At 64.5% G+C, this 13,317-nt stretch carries 13 protein-coding genes; 6 read left to right on the forward strand and 7 right to left on the reverse strand.

Annotated elements, in window-relative coordinates:
* Window positions 1-85 precede the first annotated feature (85 nt).
* The 6 genes from ODR01_RS23980 (at window position 86) to ltnD (ending at window position 5,787) form a co-directional block, all read left to right on the forward strand.
* Window positions 86-640 (forward strand): TRAP transporter small permease, encoded by a 555-nt coding sequence (locus ODR01_RS23980; protein WP_316980246.1) that lies wholly within the window; start codon window positions 86-88, stop codon window positions 638-640.
* A gap of 54 nt (window positions 641-694) precedes the next feature.
* Window positions 695-2,008 carry a TRAP transporter large permease gene (locus ODR01_RS23985; RefSeq protein WP_316980247.1) on the forward strand — a complete coding sequence of 438 codons (1,314 nt, stop codon included), beginning with the start codon at window positions 695-697 and terminating at the stop codon, window positions 2,006-2,008.
* 38 nt (window positions 2,009-2,046) lie between these two features.
* Complete coding sequence (locus ODR01_RS23990; protein WP_316980248.1) at window positions 2,047-3,393, forward strand: NAD(P)/FAD-dependent oxidoreductase; 1,347 nt, start codon at window positions 2,047-2,049, stop codon at window positions 3,391-3,393.
* The gene (locus ODR01_RS25315) at window positions 3,317-3,745 is read left to right on the forward strand and encodes an acyl-CoA thioesterase (RefSeq protein WP_394356867.1); all 429 of its coding nucleotides are present in this window, start codon (window positions 3,317-3,319) and stop codon (window positions 3,743-3,745) included. The genes ODR01_RS23990 and ODR01_RS25315 overlap by 77 nt, the downstream gene beginning before the upstream one ends.
* An 80-nt stretch (window positions 3,746-3,825) precedes the next feature.
* The gene (locus ODR01_RS23995) at window positions 3,826-4,731 is read left to right on the forward strand and encodes a GGDEF domain-containing response regulator (protein ID WP_316980249.1); all 906 of its coding nucleotides are present in this window, start codon (window positions 3,826-3,828) and stop codon (window positions 4,729-4,731) included.
* A gap of 114 nt (window positions 4,732-4,845) precedes the next feature.
* Complete coding sequence (gene ltnD, locus ODR01_RS24000) at window positions 4,846-5,787, forward strand: L-threonate dehydrogenase (protein WP_316980250.1); 942 nt, start codon at window positions 4,846-4,848, stop codon at window positions 5,785-5,787.
* A gap of 16 nt (window positions 5,788-5,803) precedes the next feature.
* Here the strand turns inward: ltnD and ODR01_RS24005 are convergent, their stop codons facing one another.
* The 7 genes from ODR01_RS24005 to ODR01_RS24035 form a co-directional block, all read right to left on the reverse strand.
* On the reverse strand, window positions 5,804-6,673 hold the full coding sequence (locus ODR01_RS24005) for a carbohydrate ABC transporter permease (protein ID WP_316980251.1): 870 nt from the start codon (window positions 6,671-6,673) through the stop codon (window positions 5,804-5,806).
* A gap of 4 nt (window positions 6,674-6,677) precedes the next feature.
* The gene (locus ODR01_RS24010; RefSeq protein ID WP_316980252.1) at window positions 6,678-7,625 is read right to left on the reverse strand and encodes a carbohydrate ABC transporter permease; all 948 of its coding nucleotides are present in this window, start codon (window positions 7,623-7,625) and stop codon (window positions 6,678-6,680) included.
* Between the two features lie 75 nt (window positions 7,626-7,700).
* Window positions 7,701-9,011 carry an ABC transporter substrate-binding protein gene (locus ODR01_RS24015; protein WP_316980253.1) on the reverse strand — a complete coding sequence of 437 codons (1,311 nt, stop codon included), beginning with the start codon at window positions 9,009-9,011 and terminating at the stop codon, window positions 7,701-7,703.
* A 120-nt stretch (window positions 9,012-9,131) separates the two neighbouring features.
* Entirely contained in the window at window positions 9,132-10,214 is a 1,083-nt protein-coding gene (locus tag ODR01_RS24020; RefSeq protein ID WP_316980254.1) for an ABC transporter ATP-binding protein, read from the reverse strand.
* A 275-nt stretch (window positions 10,215-10,489) separates the two neighbouring features.
* Complete coding sequence (locus tag ODR01_RS24025) at window positions 10,490-11,359, reverse strand: CheR family methyltransferase (protein WP_316980255.1); 870 nt, start codon at window positions 11,357-11,359, stop codon at window positions 10,490-10,492.
* Complete coding sequence (locus tag ODR01_RS24030; protein ID WP_316980257.1) at window positions 11,356-12,489, reverse strand: protein-glutamate methylesterase/protein-glutamine glutaminase; 1,134 nt, start codon at window positions 12,487-12,489, stop codon at window positions 11,356-11,358. Before ODR01_RS24030 ends, ODR01_RS24025 begins: the two co-directional genes overlap by 4 nt.
* 32 nt (window positions 12,490-12,521) lie before the next feature.
* Complete coding sequence (locus ODR01_RS24035; RefSeq protein ID WP_316980256.1) at window positions 12,522-12,887, reverse strand: response regulator; 366 nt, start codon at window positions 12,885-12,887, stop codon at window positions 12,522-12,524.
* Between the last annotated feature and the right edge of the window lie 430 nt (window positions 12,888-13,317).

The raw sequence follows: 13,317 nt of genomic DNA on the forward strand, positions 1-13,317 counted from the left end.
CACCCTTTGCAGGCTCTGGGTGAGGCCCGGTCCCGGCGGTTCGTCGGGGCGAACGATGCGGAGTCTGGCGGGGAGGAAAACGGGCATGGCAGAGGTCGAGGGCTGGGACCGGCCGCAGGCACCACCACGCTGGATCGGTCTGATTGCCGCGGTTTCATCGCGGCTCAACACCCTTGCCGCCGTTACCGCCGGCATTCTGCTGGTCTTGATGACCAGCCTCATCATCGCCGAAATCTGTTTGCGGTACTTTTCGCTGTCCACCTACATGACCGACGTGCTGGTGGGATACGGGGTTGCCGCCATCACCTTCCTCGCCATGGCCTGGGCCCTGGAGAAGGGGACCATGATCCGGGTAAGCGTGGTCACCCGGCGGCTGCCGCCGCCCGTCCGTCCGTGGGTGGAAGGATTCTCACTGGCCTGCGCGATCGGGGCGTTCGGATTTCTGCTGTATTTTCAGTGGTACATCCTGTCGCGTGACTTCGTCCGCGGCACCACGACCCAGCATATGATGCCCATTCCCCTTTGGATTCCCGACGCCATCTTTTTCGTCGGGCTGTCGCTTTTGTTACTTCAATTTCTCGTTCGCCTGCTTCTCCTGCTGACCACCCGATACAAATCCGACGCCACGCTGGTGCTTTAGGAGGACCGCCCACGCCCGGCGGCCGACCGGGCTTGCGGAATGGAAGGATTGCCGATGGATACGTTGACGTCCGGCCTGATCGTTCTTGCGCTTACCACCGCGTTTCTCGGCGCCGGAATGTGGATCTTCGTCGGGTTGCTGATGGCAGCACTGGGCACGTTGTCGATCACCTTGGGCTACCCGCCGACGCGGATCGGCCTGATCGCCTCCAAGGTGATCGCCTCCAAGGCGGTCTCGTGGGAACTGGCGGCCATTCCGATGTTCATCTGGATGGGCGACATCATTTTCCGCACCGACATCTCGCAGCGGCTGTTCCTCGGGCTGGCCCCGCTGGTCAAGCGGATCCCCGGCCGGCTCCTGCACACCAACGTGCTTGGCTGCGCGCTGTTTGCCGCCATCAGCGGCTCGAGTACCGCCACCTGCGCCACGGTGGGCAAGATCACCATCCCCGAACTCATCCGGCGCGGCTACGCCGTGGATCTGGCTTCGGGTTCGCTGGCCGGCGCCGGCACCTTCGGCCTGCTTATTCCGCCTTCGATCGCCATGATCATCTACGGCGTGATCGGCGAGGTTTCGATCGCCCAGTTGTTCGCCGCGGGCATCGTGCCGGGGCTGATGATGGCGGGTCTCTATTCCGGCTACATCGCTCTTCGATCCTGGCGAAACCCGGAGGCGGCACCGCGCGACGGTACGCCCATCGGCTGGCGCGAGATCCTGAAAAGCATCGGCAACCTGATGCCGATCATCATCCTCATGGTGATCGTGCTGGGCTCCATCTATTCCGGATTGGCGACGCCGTCGGAGGCCGCGGCCGTAGGCGTGCTGGCAGCCATCATCATCACCATCGCGACCGGGCAGTTCTCCTGGATGCTGATGCGGGATTCGCTGGGCGCCACCATCCGCATCTCGGCCATGCTGTGCATCCTCATCGCCTCGTCCTCCCTCCTTTCCGCGGCGATCGCCTACATCAATCTCCCCACGGCAATTTCCGAAACCATCGCGGCATGGAAGCTGTCGCCGTACCTGTTGCTGTTCATACTGACCCTCATCTACATCGTGCTCGGCATGTTCATCGACGGCTCCTCGATGACGGTGATGACCGTGCCGATCGTGCTACCGCTGGTGGTGCATGCCGGCTTCGATCCGGTGTGGTACGGCATCTATCTGATCATCATGATCGAGATGAGTGCCATCACTCCGCCCGTGGGTCTGAATCTCTATATCCTGCAGGGGCTTACGGGACGCACCTTCGAGAGCACGGTGCGGGCGACCGTCCCGTTCTTCTTCCTGCTCTGCATCGGGACCGTCACTCTGGCGATCTTTCCGGAGATCGCCCTGTGGCTTCCGAGGCATTTGTTTAGCCACTGAAGCGTTCCACAAGGCCGTTTGATCCCGGAGGCGTTTGAATGGGTGAAAATCCGCTCGATTCTGTGATCGGTGACGAAACCCTGCCGCGAAAGGTCGACGTGGTCGTGATCGGCGGCGGCATCGTCGGCACGTCCACAGCCTTGTTCCTGGCCGAGGGCGGCCTCAAGGTCCTGCTGTGCGAGAAGGGGCGGATCGGCGCCGAGCAGTCCAGCCGCAACTGGGGCTGGGTCCGCCAGATGGGCCGCGACCCCGCCGAGCTTCCGCTTGCCATCGAAAGCCTGCGGTTGTGGGAAGGGATGAATGCGAGGGTGGGCGCCGAAACCGGCTTCCGCCGCACCGGGATCACCTATCTGATCGATTCCGCCCGCGTCATGGCCGAGTACGAGGACTGGCTGACCCACGCGCGCCGGTTCGACCTGCCGTCCCGCTTCCTGGGCCGGGACGAACTGGCCGCCCATCTGCCGGGCCTGGCCCGTTCGTTCAAGGGCGCGTTCTATACCGAGAGCGACGGTCGGGGAGAGCCTGCCATGGCCGCCCCCGCCATCGCCGAGGCGGCGCGGCGGGCGGGGGTCGGCATCGCAACCGGCTGCGCGGTACGTGGCGTCGAACGTCAGGCCGGCCGAGTGTGTGGCGTGGTGACGGAACGGGGCGCCGTCGGCTGCGACGCGGCCGTTCTGGCCGGCGGGGCGTGGTCGCGCCTGTTTGCCGGCAACCTCGGCATCGACTTCCCGCAGCTTAAGGTCCTCGGTACGGTCGCCCGGATCAGCACCGTCGAGGGCGTTCCGCAGATGCCGGTCGGGGGCGGCGACTTCTCATTCTGTAAACGGCTCGACGGCAGTTTCTCGGTGGCTAGGCGCAACGCCACCCTCGCGCCGATCGTGCCGGACAGCTTCCGCCTGTTCGTCGACTACCTGCCGAGCCTTGTCAAAACCTGGCGCGAGTTCAGATTGCGCATCGGCCGCCGCTTCGTCGAGGAATGGCGAATTCCGCGGCACTGGCGGCTCGACGAGATCTCTCCCTTTGAACGCGTGCGGGTGCTCGACCCCGCCCCGATCCCCTCGCTCAATCGCGAGGGCCTGGACAATCTTCGCCGGGCGTTCCCGGCCTTCGCCGGGGCGCGGATTACCCAAAACTGGGCGGGCCTGATCGACGTGACTCCCGACGCAACGCCGGTGATCGGGCCGGTCGACGCCATTCCTGGCTTCTTCCTGGCGAGCGGCTTTTCCGGCCACGGCTTCGGCATCGGGCCGGGGGCGGGAAAGCTGATGGCCGAATTGGTCATGGGCCGGACGCCCTGCGTCGATCCTCATCTTTTCCGCCTGGACCGCTTCAAACGGGCGACGTCCATCCCAGCACGCCCCGCAGACCTACGAATACGATCTTGATGTCGCCGCCGCCGACATCGATGAAATGGGCCACGTCAACAATGCCGTCCATCTGACGTGGGTGCAGGTGGCGGTTCTTCGTCATTGGAACCGCATCGCGCCCAAGGAGGCGGTGGCCGGGCATCTGTGGGTGGCCTTGAAGCACGAGATCCGCTATCGGCACCGAGCAGAAACTGCTAGCCGGTGTGCGGCAGCACGCTGGATATTGATACACCTCTATGGTACGCCGCCTTCGAAATCGGAAGCAAATTTCCGTGGATTTCCGCCATTTTTTCCGGGTGGGGCCCCCTCCCCTAGGGGACACCAACTTTCCCCCGTCTCGTCGGCCGCCCAAAGGGCGGCTTTCGTTTGACTCCCGCCAGCGGTTGGGCCTTCCCCAAACCCCGGGGGCACGTTACGTTGGCGGCTTGGGGTGGAATTCTGCGAGGCATCATGGCCGGCGGGCGCGAGAAACTGAGCTTCCTCCTGGTCGAGGACGACGTCGAGTACGCCGAGTTTCTGCGGCTGCTCGTCGAGACCTGCTATGAAGACGCCACCATCGACAGCGCCGCCGACGTTGCCGGCGCGCTGACCCGCCTGGCGTCGCGTCCCTACGACATCTGCTTTCTCGACCACCTGCTGGGCGAGGAGACCGGGCTCGACGTGCTGCGCCAGGCCGACGCCACCCACGTGCCGACCGCGTTCATCCTGCTCACCGCCCACGCCAAGCAGGACGTGGCGCGCCAGGCCCTCGAACTGGGCGCGCTCGATTACCTGACCAAATGGCGCTTCGCCCGCTTCGAGTTCGAACGCAGCGTTTCCTATGCCCTCTACCGGCGGCGCAAGGAGCTGGAATTCCAGCGCTCGGCCCTGCGCGACCCGCTGACCGGGCTTGGCAACCGCGAGCTGTTCCACGAACAGGTCCGCATGCTGGCCGCCCAGGCGCGCCGGCGCACCGGGTGTTTCGGCCTGCTCTACATCGACATCGACGGCTTCAAGGACGTCAACGACGCCCACGGCCACAGCGTCGGTGACGAATTGCTGCGCCAGATCGCGGCGCGCATCCTCGGCCGCGCGCGGGAAAGCGACGCGGTGTCCAGGGTCGGCGGCGACGAGTTTGTCGTCGTGCTGTCGGACGTGCGCGACGCCGAGGCGGCGGCTGCGGTCGCCCGCGACATCGAAGCCGCCATCGCCGAACCCTACGCGGTCGAGGGGATCGGCATCGTCATTGGGGCCAGCGTCGGCTGCGCGCTGTTCCCCGACGATGCGACCGACGTCGAGCAGCTGACGCGGGCCGCCGACGCCCGCATGTACGAGCGGAAGAAACTCAAGCCCGCGAAGCCGGCTGCCGCCCCCTGATTCCGCTTCCCATCCGGCCGGCGCCCCTGCCGGCATCCCCTGTCCTTCGTGGTCGCATCGCGTTATGATACCGCTATCAACGACGGCATGGGGCGGCAATCGGGAGAGGCGGGAATGGTCAAAGAATCGCGGAAAGGAACGCCGGCGATCGGTTTCGTCGGCCTTGGCGCCATGGGCGCCGGCATGGCCGCCAGCCTGGTGAAGGCGGGACTTCACGTGCGGGGGTGCGATACGCGCGCCGAAGCCGTCGCCACCTTCAAGAAGCAGGGCGGAACGGCGGCGAAGTCGCCGGCCGAGGCCGCCCGGGGCGCCGGCCTTTTGATCGTCGTCGTGGTCAACGCCGAGCAGGCGGAAGCCGTGCTGTTCGGCGACGGCGGCGCCGCTGACGCGCTGGCCCCCGGGGCCACCGCCATGCTGTGCAGCACGGTGGCACCCGATTTCGCGCGCGGCGTCGAGGCGAGGTTGAAGGCGCGCAAGCTGCATTTCCTCGACGCCCCCATCTCGGGCGGCGCGGCGCGGGCGCGGGCCGGCACCATCACCATCATGGCCTCGGGCTCGGCCAAGGCCTTCGCAGGCGCCGAAGCGGCCATGGAGGCGATGGCCGAGAAGGTCTATCGGCTGGGCACCGAGGCCGGCCCGGCCTCGACCGTCAAGATGATCAACCAGCTGCTGGCCGGCGTCCACATCGCGGCGCTGGCCGAGGCGATGGCGCTGGGTACCAAGGCCGGGGCCGATCCCAACGCGCTGTTCGAGGTGATCTCCAACAGCGCCGGCTCGTCGTGGATGTTCAACAACCGGGTGCCGCACATCCTGGCCGGCGACTATACGCCGCTTTCGGCACTGGACATCTTCGTCAAGGACCTGGGCATCGTGCTGGACAGCGGACGGCGGCTGAAATTCCCGCTGCCGCTGGCCGCCGCCGCCCATCAGATCTTCATGATGGGAACGGCCGCCGGGCTGGGCGGCGAGGACGATTCGGGCGTGGTCAGGGTCTACGAGAAGATGACCGGCATCGACGTCGCCGCCACCGCCAAGGCGCGCCGCGGCAAGGGCTGAGGGTGCCGGCCGGCCCCTACTCCTTGATGGCCCCGGTCATGCTCGAGACGTAGTGCTCGACAAAGAAGGAATAGAGGACCGCCACCGGCAGCGAGCCCAGCAGCGCACCCGCCATCAACGAGCCCCAGTGATAGACATCGCCTTCGACCAACTCGGTCAGCACGCCGACCGGAATGGTCTTGTTGCTGGTCGAGGAGATGAAGGTGAGCGCGTAGATGAATTCGTTCCAGGACAGCGTGAAGGCGAAGATGCCGGCCGAGATCAGCCCGGGCACCGCCAGCGGCAGCACGATCTTGACGAGGATCTGCAGGCGCGACGCGCCGTCGATGAGGGCGCATTCCTCCAGCTCGTAGGGAATGGTCTTGAAGTAGCCCATCAGGAGCCAGGTGGAGAACGGGATGAGGAAGGTCGGATAGGTGAGGATCAGCGCCCACTTGGTGTCGAACAGGCCGAAGTCGAAGACCATGGTGGCCAGCGGGATGAACAGGATCGAGGGCGGCACCAGATAGGCCAGGAAGATGGCGGCGCCGATCATTTCCGATCCGCGGAAGCGCAGCCGCTGGATAGCGTAGGCGCCGGTCACGCTGGCGAACAGCGACAGCAGCGTGGACGCCACCGAGACGATCATGGTGGTGACGAACCAGTCGGGGAAATGGGTGTTGAACAGCAGCTTCTTGATGTGGTCCAGCGTCGGGGCGACGATCCAGAAGGGGTTGGTGTGTTCGAGGTCGTAAAGTTCCTGGTTCGGCTTGAAGGTGGTGATCACCATCCAATAGAACGGAAACAACAGCACGATCAGGAAGATGGCAAGCGGCAGATAGACGGTGACCACCCGCCGGGGCACCGTCATCAGGTAATCCATGCCGACTTTTTCTTTTTTGGCCATGGCCCTACTCCGACTGCCACTTGCGCTTCTGGAGGCCGAAGAAGCTGATCATGATGGCCGCCGCCAGGATGGGGATCATCGCCGACGCGATCGCGGCCCCCTCGCCCAGGTTGCCGCCGGGAATGGCCCGCTGGAAGGCCAGCGTCGCCATCAGGTGGGTGGAGTTGAGCGGACCGCCGCGGGTCAGCACGTAGATGAGCTGGAAATCGGTGAAGGTGAAGATGACCGAGAAGGTCATCACCACCGCGATGATCGGCGTCAGCTGCGGCATGGTGACATAGCGGAACTGCTGCCAGGGCGAGGCACCGTCGAGCACCGCCGCCTCGTAAAGCGACGGCGAGATGGTCTGCAGGCCGGCCAGGAGCGAGATCGCCACGAACGGGATGCCGCGCCAGATGTTGGCGACGATCACCGAGGCGCGCGCCAGGTTGGGCTCGCCCAGGAAGTCGATGTAGGTGTCCATCACGCCGAGCTTGACCAGGCTCCAGCTGATGATCGAGAACTGCGAATCGTAGATCCACCAGAACGCGATGGCCGACAGCACCGTGGGAACGATCCACGGCAGCAGGATGATGGCCCGGATGATGGCCTGGAAGGGAACCCGCTGGTTGAGGATGAGGGCCAGCCACAGCCCAAGGCCGAACTTGAAGACCGAAGCGACCGTCGTATAGAGGACGGTGTTGAAGACCGACAGCCAGAACACCGAGTCGTCGCCCAGCATCTCGTAGTTCAAAAGACCGATGAACTTTCCGGCCCGCCCGATCGTCTGGTTGGTCAGGCCGAGCCAGGCGCCGAGCCCCAGGGGATAGGTCAGGAAGACCAGCAGCAGCAAGGCCAGCGGCAGCATGAAGACGAAGCCGAGGAAATGCCGGCTGTTGAGCAGGCGCGCGACGAAGCCCGGCTCGGGAATCAAGTCCGGCCGCGCAGGGACGGTTGCTTCTCGGATGCTCACTCGGGCGACCTCGTTCGGCTGGGGTGACGGAAAAAGGAGGGGGGCGGCGATTGGCGCCGCCCCCGCGCTTCCGGGTCAGCCGTAGTAGCGGCGCGCCCGCTTCTCGGCCCTGGACGCGGCGTCCTTGGGCGTGGCGGCGCCGGAAGCCGCCTCGGCCACCATGTCGAGCATGATGTAGTCGGCCATCGCCGCGGCCGACGTGTAGCCCAGCGTGCCGGCGTAGCCGTTGACCTTCATGCGCTTTACGGTGTCCCGATAGGGCGTGATCTTCGCATCCGACGTCCAGATCGGGTTCTTGTCATAGAAGTTGAGGGTATGCGTGAAGTACCCCAGCGATTCCTTCTGCCAGTTCGCGTACTGCGGATCCGACAGCATGAACTCCATGTACGCCTTGGCGGCGTTCGGGAACTTCGAATACTTGAAGAGCATGCCCGACGTGAACAGGTGCAGTTCCGTCGGCTGGCCGATCGGCCCGTACGGATAGGCCGCGTGATAGATGTCGTCGGCCATCGGGTTGTTGGCCTTCTTGGCGGCAACCCAGACCGAAATGCCGTTCGCCGTCAGGCTGATGAGATCGGACAGGAAGGCCTTGTTGTTGTGGGGGTCCAGCCACGACAGGGTGCCGGGGATGAAGGTGTCGTACAGCTCCTTGGCGTATTCCAGCGCCTTGATGGTTTCCGGGCTGTTGATGACGACCTCGTTCTTCTCGTTGACCATGCGCCCGCCGAAGGTCCACACCAGCCAGTGCACCCAGTCGTTACCGTCGCCCACCGCGTGGCCCAACGCGAAGCCGGCGGGCTTGCCGGTCTTCTTGAGCCCCTGGCACAGCTTCAGGAAGCCGTCGGTATCCTTCGGGAACTCCTTGAACCCGGCCTGCTCCACCAGCGACTTGCGATAGACGCAGCAGCTTCCCGCAGCGCCGAACGGCAGGGCGATCCACCGGTTGTCGCGGGTGCCGTAGGCCTTGGCCACCGGCGCCCAGCCCTCGTACTTCTTGCCCAGGGCTTCGGCGACGTCGGTGACGTCGATCAGCTTGTCGGGATATTGATGGGCGTCGTCGAACCAGCCGAAGATGATGTCCGGCCCGCTGCCGACGTTGGCGGCCACCGCCGCCTTGGGACGGATGTCTTCCCAGGACTGGTATTCGAGACTGACCTTGACGCCGGTTGCCTCGGTGAACTTCTTGCTGTTCTCCTCGAACAGCAATTGATCGCCGTCGACGAACTTGGTCCAACGCAGAACCTTGAGCTGGGCACCCGCCTCGGGCTTGAACGTCATGTCGGCAGCAACAGCGGGTTTCGCTCCCAGCATCCCGCCGGCCGCCCCCGCGACCACCCCGGCGGCTCCGATTTTGAACACGTCGCGACGACTGAAATCGTGGCTCATTTGCTCTCCTCCGTTTCGCCTCGGTTGTTGACCTTGGAAGTTTGCCATTCCATTCGTGGGCGTCCTTGTGCCGGACGCTTGTGGACGAACGCCGGCCGCCGCGGCCGGCGCTGAAAACCGCTAGTCGACGATCCGCTTCCCGCTTTCGGCATCGAACAGGTGGATGCTGCCAAGCTCGGGAAAGACGACGATGTCCTGCTCGGGCCGGAAATCGTGGCGGTCGGTGAAGACCGCGCAGATGGGTTCGCCGGCGATCGAGGAAATGACCTCGATCTCGTCGCCGGTCGGCTCGACGACACCGACCTTGATCGGAATGCCCAGTTGGCCGTTTTCCGAGCCCAGCCGGAAGTTCTTCGGCCGCACCCCGTAGACCACCTGCTGCCCTTGCCGGCCGGGCGTCTTCGGCGACAGCGGCAGGCGGGTGTTCCGGGCCGCCTCGACCCAGGCCTCGCCGTTCTCGCGCATCAGCCGGCCGGGCACGAAGTTCATGGCCGGCGAGCCGATGAACCCGGCGACGAACAAGTTGTCGGGATGGTCGTAAAGCTCGATGGGACCGCCGATCTGCTCGATGATGCCGTCGTGCATGACGACAATGCGATCGGCCATGGTCATCGCCTCCACCTGGTCGTGGGTGACGTAGACGATGGTGGTGCGCAGCTTGTGGTGCAGCGCCTTGATCTCGGCGCGCATCTGGACGCGGAGCTTGGCGTCGAGGTTGGAGAGCGGTTCGTCGAACAGGAACACTCGGGGGTCGCGCACGATGGCGCGGCCCATCGCCACCCGCTGGCGCTGCCCCCCCGACAACTGGCGCGGATAGCGCCCCAGGTAGTCGGTGAGGTTCAGGATTTCCGCCGCCCGGTTGACGCGGGCGCGCATCTCCTCCCTCGGCGCCTTGGCCAGCTTCAGGCTGAACGCCATGTTGTCGAAGACCGTCATGTGCGGATAGAGGGCGTAGTTCTGGAACACCATCGCCACGTCGCGATCCTTCGGCGGCAGGTTGTTGACCTGCCGGCCGCCGATCAGGATCTCGCCCTTGGTGATTTCCTCGAGTCCCGCGATCATGCGCAGCAGCGTCGACTTGCCGCAGCCCGAAGGCCCGACCAGGACGACGAATTCCTCGTCGCGGATATCGACGCTCACACCATGCAGAACTTCCGTTGCCCCAAACGACTTAAAGCAATTCCGAATCTCTACGGATGCCATATCGTCTCCCTGAGCATCTCCCGTAACACGCGTTTTTATCGTTGGATTTCGTTCTTTTGAAGAATTGACTCCGGCGACCAGCCCGATACGGATGGACGCAGATGCCGAAACAATTCCTTGGACTTTTGTCCAACATATTATCGCGGAAAGATAGTGTCTTTCTGATACCGCTACCAGAAAAAAATAGGCGGGGGAGAATGGCACCCGCGCAAGATCCATGCGTCGCGCCCCGTCCTCTCCGGGACGGGCGTCACGGCCTTCGGCGCAGGAAAGGATCAGGAACCGGGGGCGCTGCCGGCGGGAAACAGCGTGGAGGTACCGGTGGCGGAGCTTCGCTCGGTCGGCATGTACAGCCCGCGCAGATCGGGAATCGGCTTGAAATGGTCGGAGATGCCAAGAACCGTCTCGGCGCCGCCGAGGAACAGGATTCCGTCATCCGGCATGATGCCGCGAATCTGGGCGAGAACCTTGGCCTTGGTCTCGTTGTCGAAATAGATGAGGACGTTTCGGCAGAACACCACGTCGAAGACGCCGATCCCCTTGAGGTCGTGAAGGAGGTTATACTCGCGATAGCGCACCATGGCGCGCAGCGAGGCGTCGATCTGCCAGAGATCGCCTTCCTTCTTGAAGTACTTGACCAGCAGTTGGATGGGCAACCCCCGCTGCACCTCGAACTGGGAGTAAAGGCCGGCCTTGGCCTTGGCGACCATCTCGCTCGAGATGTCGGTACCGACGATCTCGTTGCGCCAGCCGGCCAGCCTGGCCGCCTCTTCGCGCAGGATCATCGCCAGGGAATAGGGCTCCTGGCCGCTGGAGCAGGCCGCGCACCAAACGCGCAGGGTTTTCTTGGCGGCCCGGCTCTGCAGGAAGCGGGGCAGCACGGTGTTGCGGAAAAGGTCGAACGGCTTGATGTCGCGGAAAAAGAACGACTCGTTGATGGTCATCGCCTCGGTGACTTCGCGCAGCAGCACGGAGTCGCGCCCGACGCGCATCGCGGCGATCAATTCCTCAAGCGACTTGAGGCCCTTCTTGCGGGCCACCGGCATCAGCCGGCTTTCCAGGAGGTAGGCCTTCTCCCGGGTTAGGACCAGACCGGAGCGGTCCTTGAAAAATTGGCTAGCAAAATCGAAATCGTCCGGTTTCATCGCGCCCTGCCGATCATCTTCGTGACGAAAGGAGCGATCTGGGACAATGGCAGGACGGCGCTGCATATGCCGTCGGTCGCCACCGCCCCGGGCATCCCCCAGACCACGCTGGTCGCCTCGTCCTGGGCGATGACGGTGCCGCCGGCGGCGGCGACCGCCCGCCCGCCGACCAGCCCGTCGGAGCCCATTCCCGTCAGGATCGCCGTGAGGACGCGCCCCCCGTACGCCCGGGCCAAACTGCGCAGCATCGGATCGACGGAGGGACGGCAATAGTTTTCGGGCGGGCCGCTGTCCAGGCGAACCACGACATTCACGCCCTTTCGCTCGATCACCATGTGAAAGTTTCCCGGCGCCAGATAGGTCCGGCCCGCCATCGCGATCTCGCCGTCCTTGGCCTCGGCGCAGGCCAAGCCGGTGGTCCTGGCGATATGATCGGCCAGGACCGCCGTAAAGGTGGCCGGCATGTGCTGGGTGATGAAGGTCGGCACCCGAAGGTTGGGGCCGATGCCCCGCAGCAGCGAAAGCAGCGCCTGCGGCCCGCCGGTCGAGCTGCCGATCGCCAGGACATCCACCGACATCGTGCTTGCGGCCCGCAACACGATCGGTTTCGGCGGCAATTTCGGCAGGAGCGTCCGCGGGGTGGCGCGGCGGGACGGCCGGCCGGCCCTGGCCTTTCTCCGCGCGCCGCCGAGACTGCGGATCTTTTCGATCAGCTCGCGCCGGAAGTCGTTGCCGCCGCTGAGGTCGCGGGTCGCCGTCGGTTTCGGGACATAGTCGGCGGCACCGGCCTGAAGCGCCCGGATGCTGACCTCGGCGTTGCGCAGCGTCAGCGTCGAGGCCATGATCACCTTGACGTCGGGATCGATCTCCAGGAGCTTCGGCAAGGCCGTGAGGCCGTCCATGACCGGCATTTCGATGTCGAGAACGACGACGTCGGCATCGGCGCGCGCCAGCCCGCTGACGGCAAGCTGCCCGTTGCCGACCGAAGCCACCACGTCGATATCGGTTTCGGCCTCGATCATGCGGGTGATCAGGCCGCGCACCACTGCCGAATCGTCGACCAGCATGACCCGAATCGGGTCGTCCCCGGCCTGCCGTCCGGTGGTGGTGTTCGGCCCACCCTTATCCATCTCGCCCACCGATAACTCCCTCGCCATTCAGGTCAAAGCAAGCCGACCTGGGCAAACTTGGCTTGAATGATCTCGCTGTCGAACGGCTTCATGACGTACTCGTTGGCGCCGGCCTCGATGGCCGCCTGGATGTGGCTGATGTCATTCTCGGTCGTGCAGAACACGACGATCGGTCCCTTGCCGGTGGGTAGAGCCCGCAAGGCCTTCAGGAATTCGATCCCGTTCATCACCGGCATGTACCAGTCGAGCAGAATGGAATCGAATGCCTTCGCCCTGCAGACGTCCAGGGCTTCCTGGCCGTTCGCCGCTTCGCTGACCTCAAATCCGAGGTCTTCGAGAATGTTTCTCGCCACCTTTCGGATCACTCTCGAATCATCGACGACCAAACATGATTTCATGTGCGTTTCCCCCAGGGGACTGGCCTGCCCTCAGCTTCCCTGTCCGATTGCGGTGCCCACCCACACCAAGTGACGTTCTCCGTTTCCGCCGGGACCGACCGGCCCGACATTAGTCCCATCATCCGCACAAAGCGAAGCGGGTCAACTGGCAAAAGTGTAACGTTGTGTCACACGCGGGCTACAAATCGTTACGCATGCCCCGTCATGCCGTCATCATTTGGTAACAGCTACCTCCCTAAGATCCTGGGCACCCGGGGTTGACAATGACCTGTCGCCACGTGCTACTGCCCCACCCCCCGCAGGAGACGCCTCCCGCGACAGCAGGTCCGAGGAAAGCCATGGAACCGTCTACTGCGGAGAAGCCGAAGGAGACACTGTCGGACGTTGACCGGGATTCTCTTCACACGTTGCCGTTGTCGATTATTCCCTT

Origin of the sequence: Shumkonia mesophila (genome assembly GCF_026163695.1) — a bacterium.
In the GTDB taxonomy this organism is placed as follows: domain Bacteria; phylum Pseudomonadota; class Alphaproteobacteria; order Rhodospirillales; family Shumkoniaceae; genus Shumkonia; species Shumkonia mesophila.

Bases quoted from the DNA above. Each gene is read 5' to 3' on its own strand.
- ODR01_RS23980 (WP_316980246.1), top strand. From the start codon at position 86: ATGGCAGAGGTCGAGGGCTGGGACCGGCCGCAGGCACCACCACGCTGG.
- ODR01_RS23985 (WP_316980247.1), top strand. From the start codon at position 695: ATGGATACGTTGACGTCCGGCCTGATCGTTCTTGCGCTTACCACCGCG.
- ODR01_RS23990 (WP_316980248.1), top strand. From the start codon at position 2,047: ATGGGTGAAAATCCGCTCGATTCTGTGATCGGTGACGAAACCCTGCCG.
- ODR01_RS23995 (WP_316980249.1), top strand. From the start codon at position 3,826: ATGGCCGGCGGGCGCGAGAAACTGAGCTTCCTCCTGGTCGAGGACGAC.
- ltnD (WP_316980250.1), top strand. From the start codon at position 4,846: ATGGTCAAAGAATCGCGGAAAGGAACGCCGGCGATCGGTTTCGTCGGC.
- ODR01_RS24005 (WP_316980251.1), bottom strand. From the start codon at position 6,673: ATGGCCAAAAAAGAAAAAGTCGGCATGGATTACCTGATGACGGTGCCC.
- ODR01_RS24015 (WP_316980253.1), bottom strand. From the start codon at position 9,011: ATGAGCCACGATTTCAGTCGTCGCGACGTGTTCAAAATCGGAGCCGCC.
- ODR01_RS24020 (WP_316980254.1), bottom strand. From the start codon at position 10,214: ATGGCATCCGTAGAGATTCGGAATTGCTTTAAGTCGTTTGGGGCAACG.
- ODR01_RS24025 (WP_316980255.1), bottom strand. From the start codon at position 11,359: ATGAAACCGGACGATTTCGATTTTGCTAGCCAATTTTTCAAGGACCGC.
- ODR01_RS24030 (WP_316980257.1), bottom strand. From the start codon at position 12,489: ATGGATAAGGGTGGGCCGAACACCACCACCGGACGGCAGGCCGGGGAC.
- ODR01_RS24035 (WP_316980256.1), bottom strand. From the start codon at position 12,887: ATGAAATCATGTTTGGTCGTCGATGATTCGAGAGTGATCCGAAAGGTG.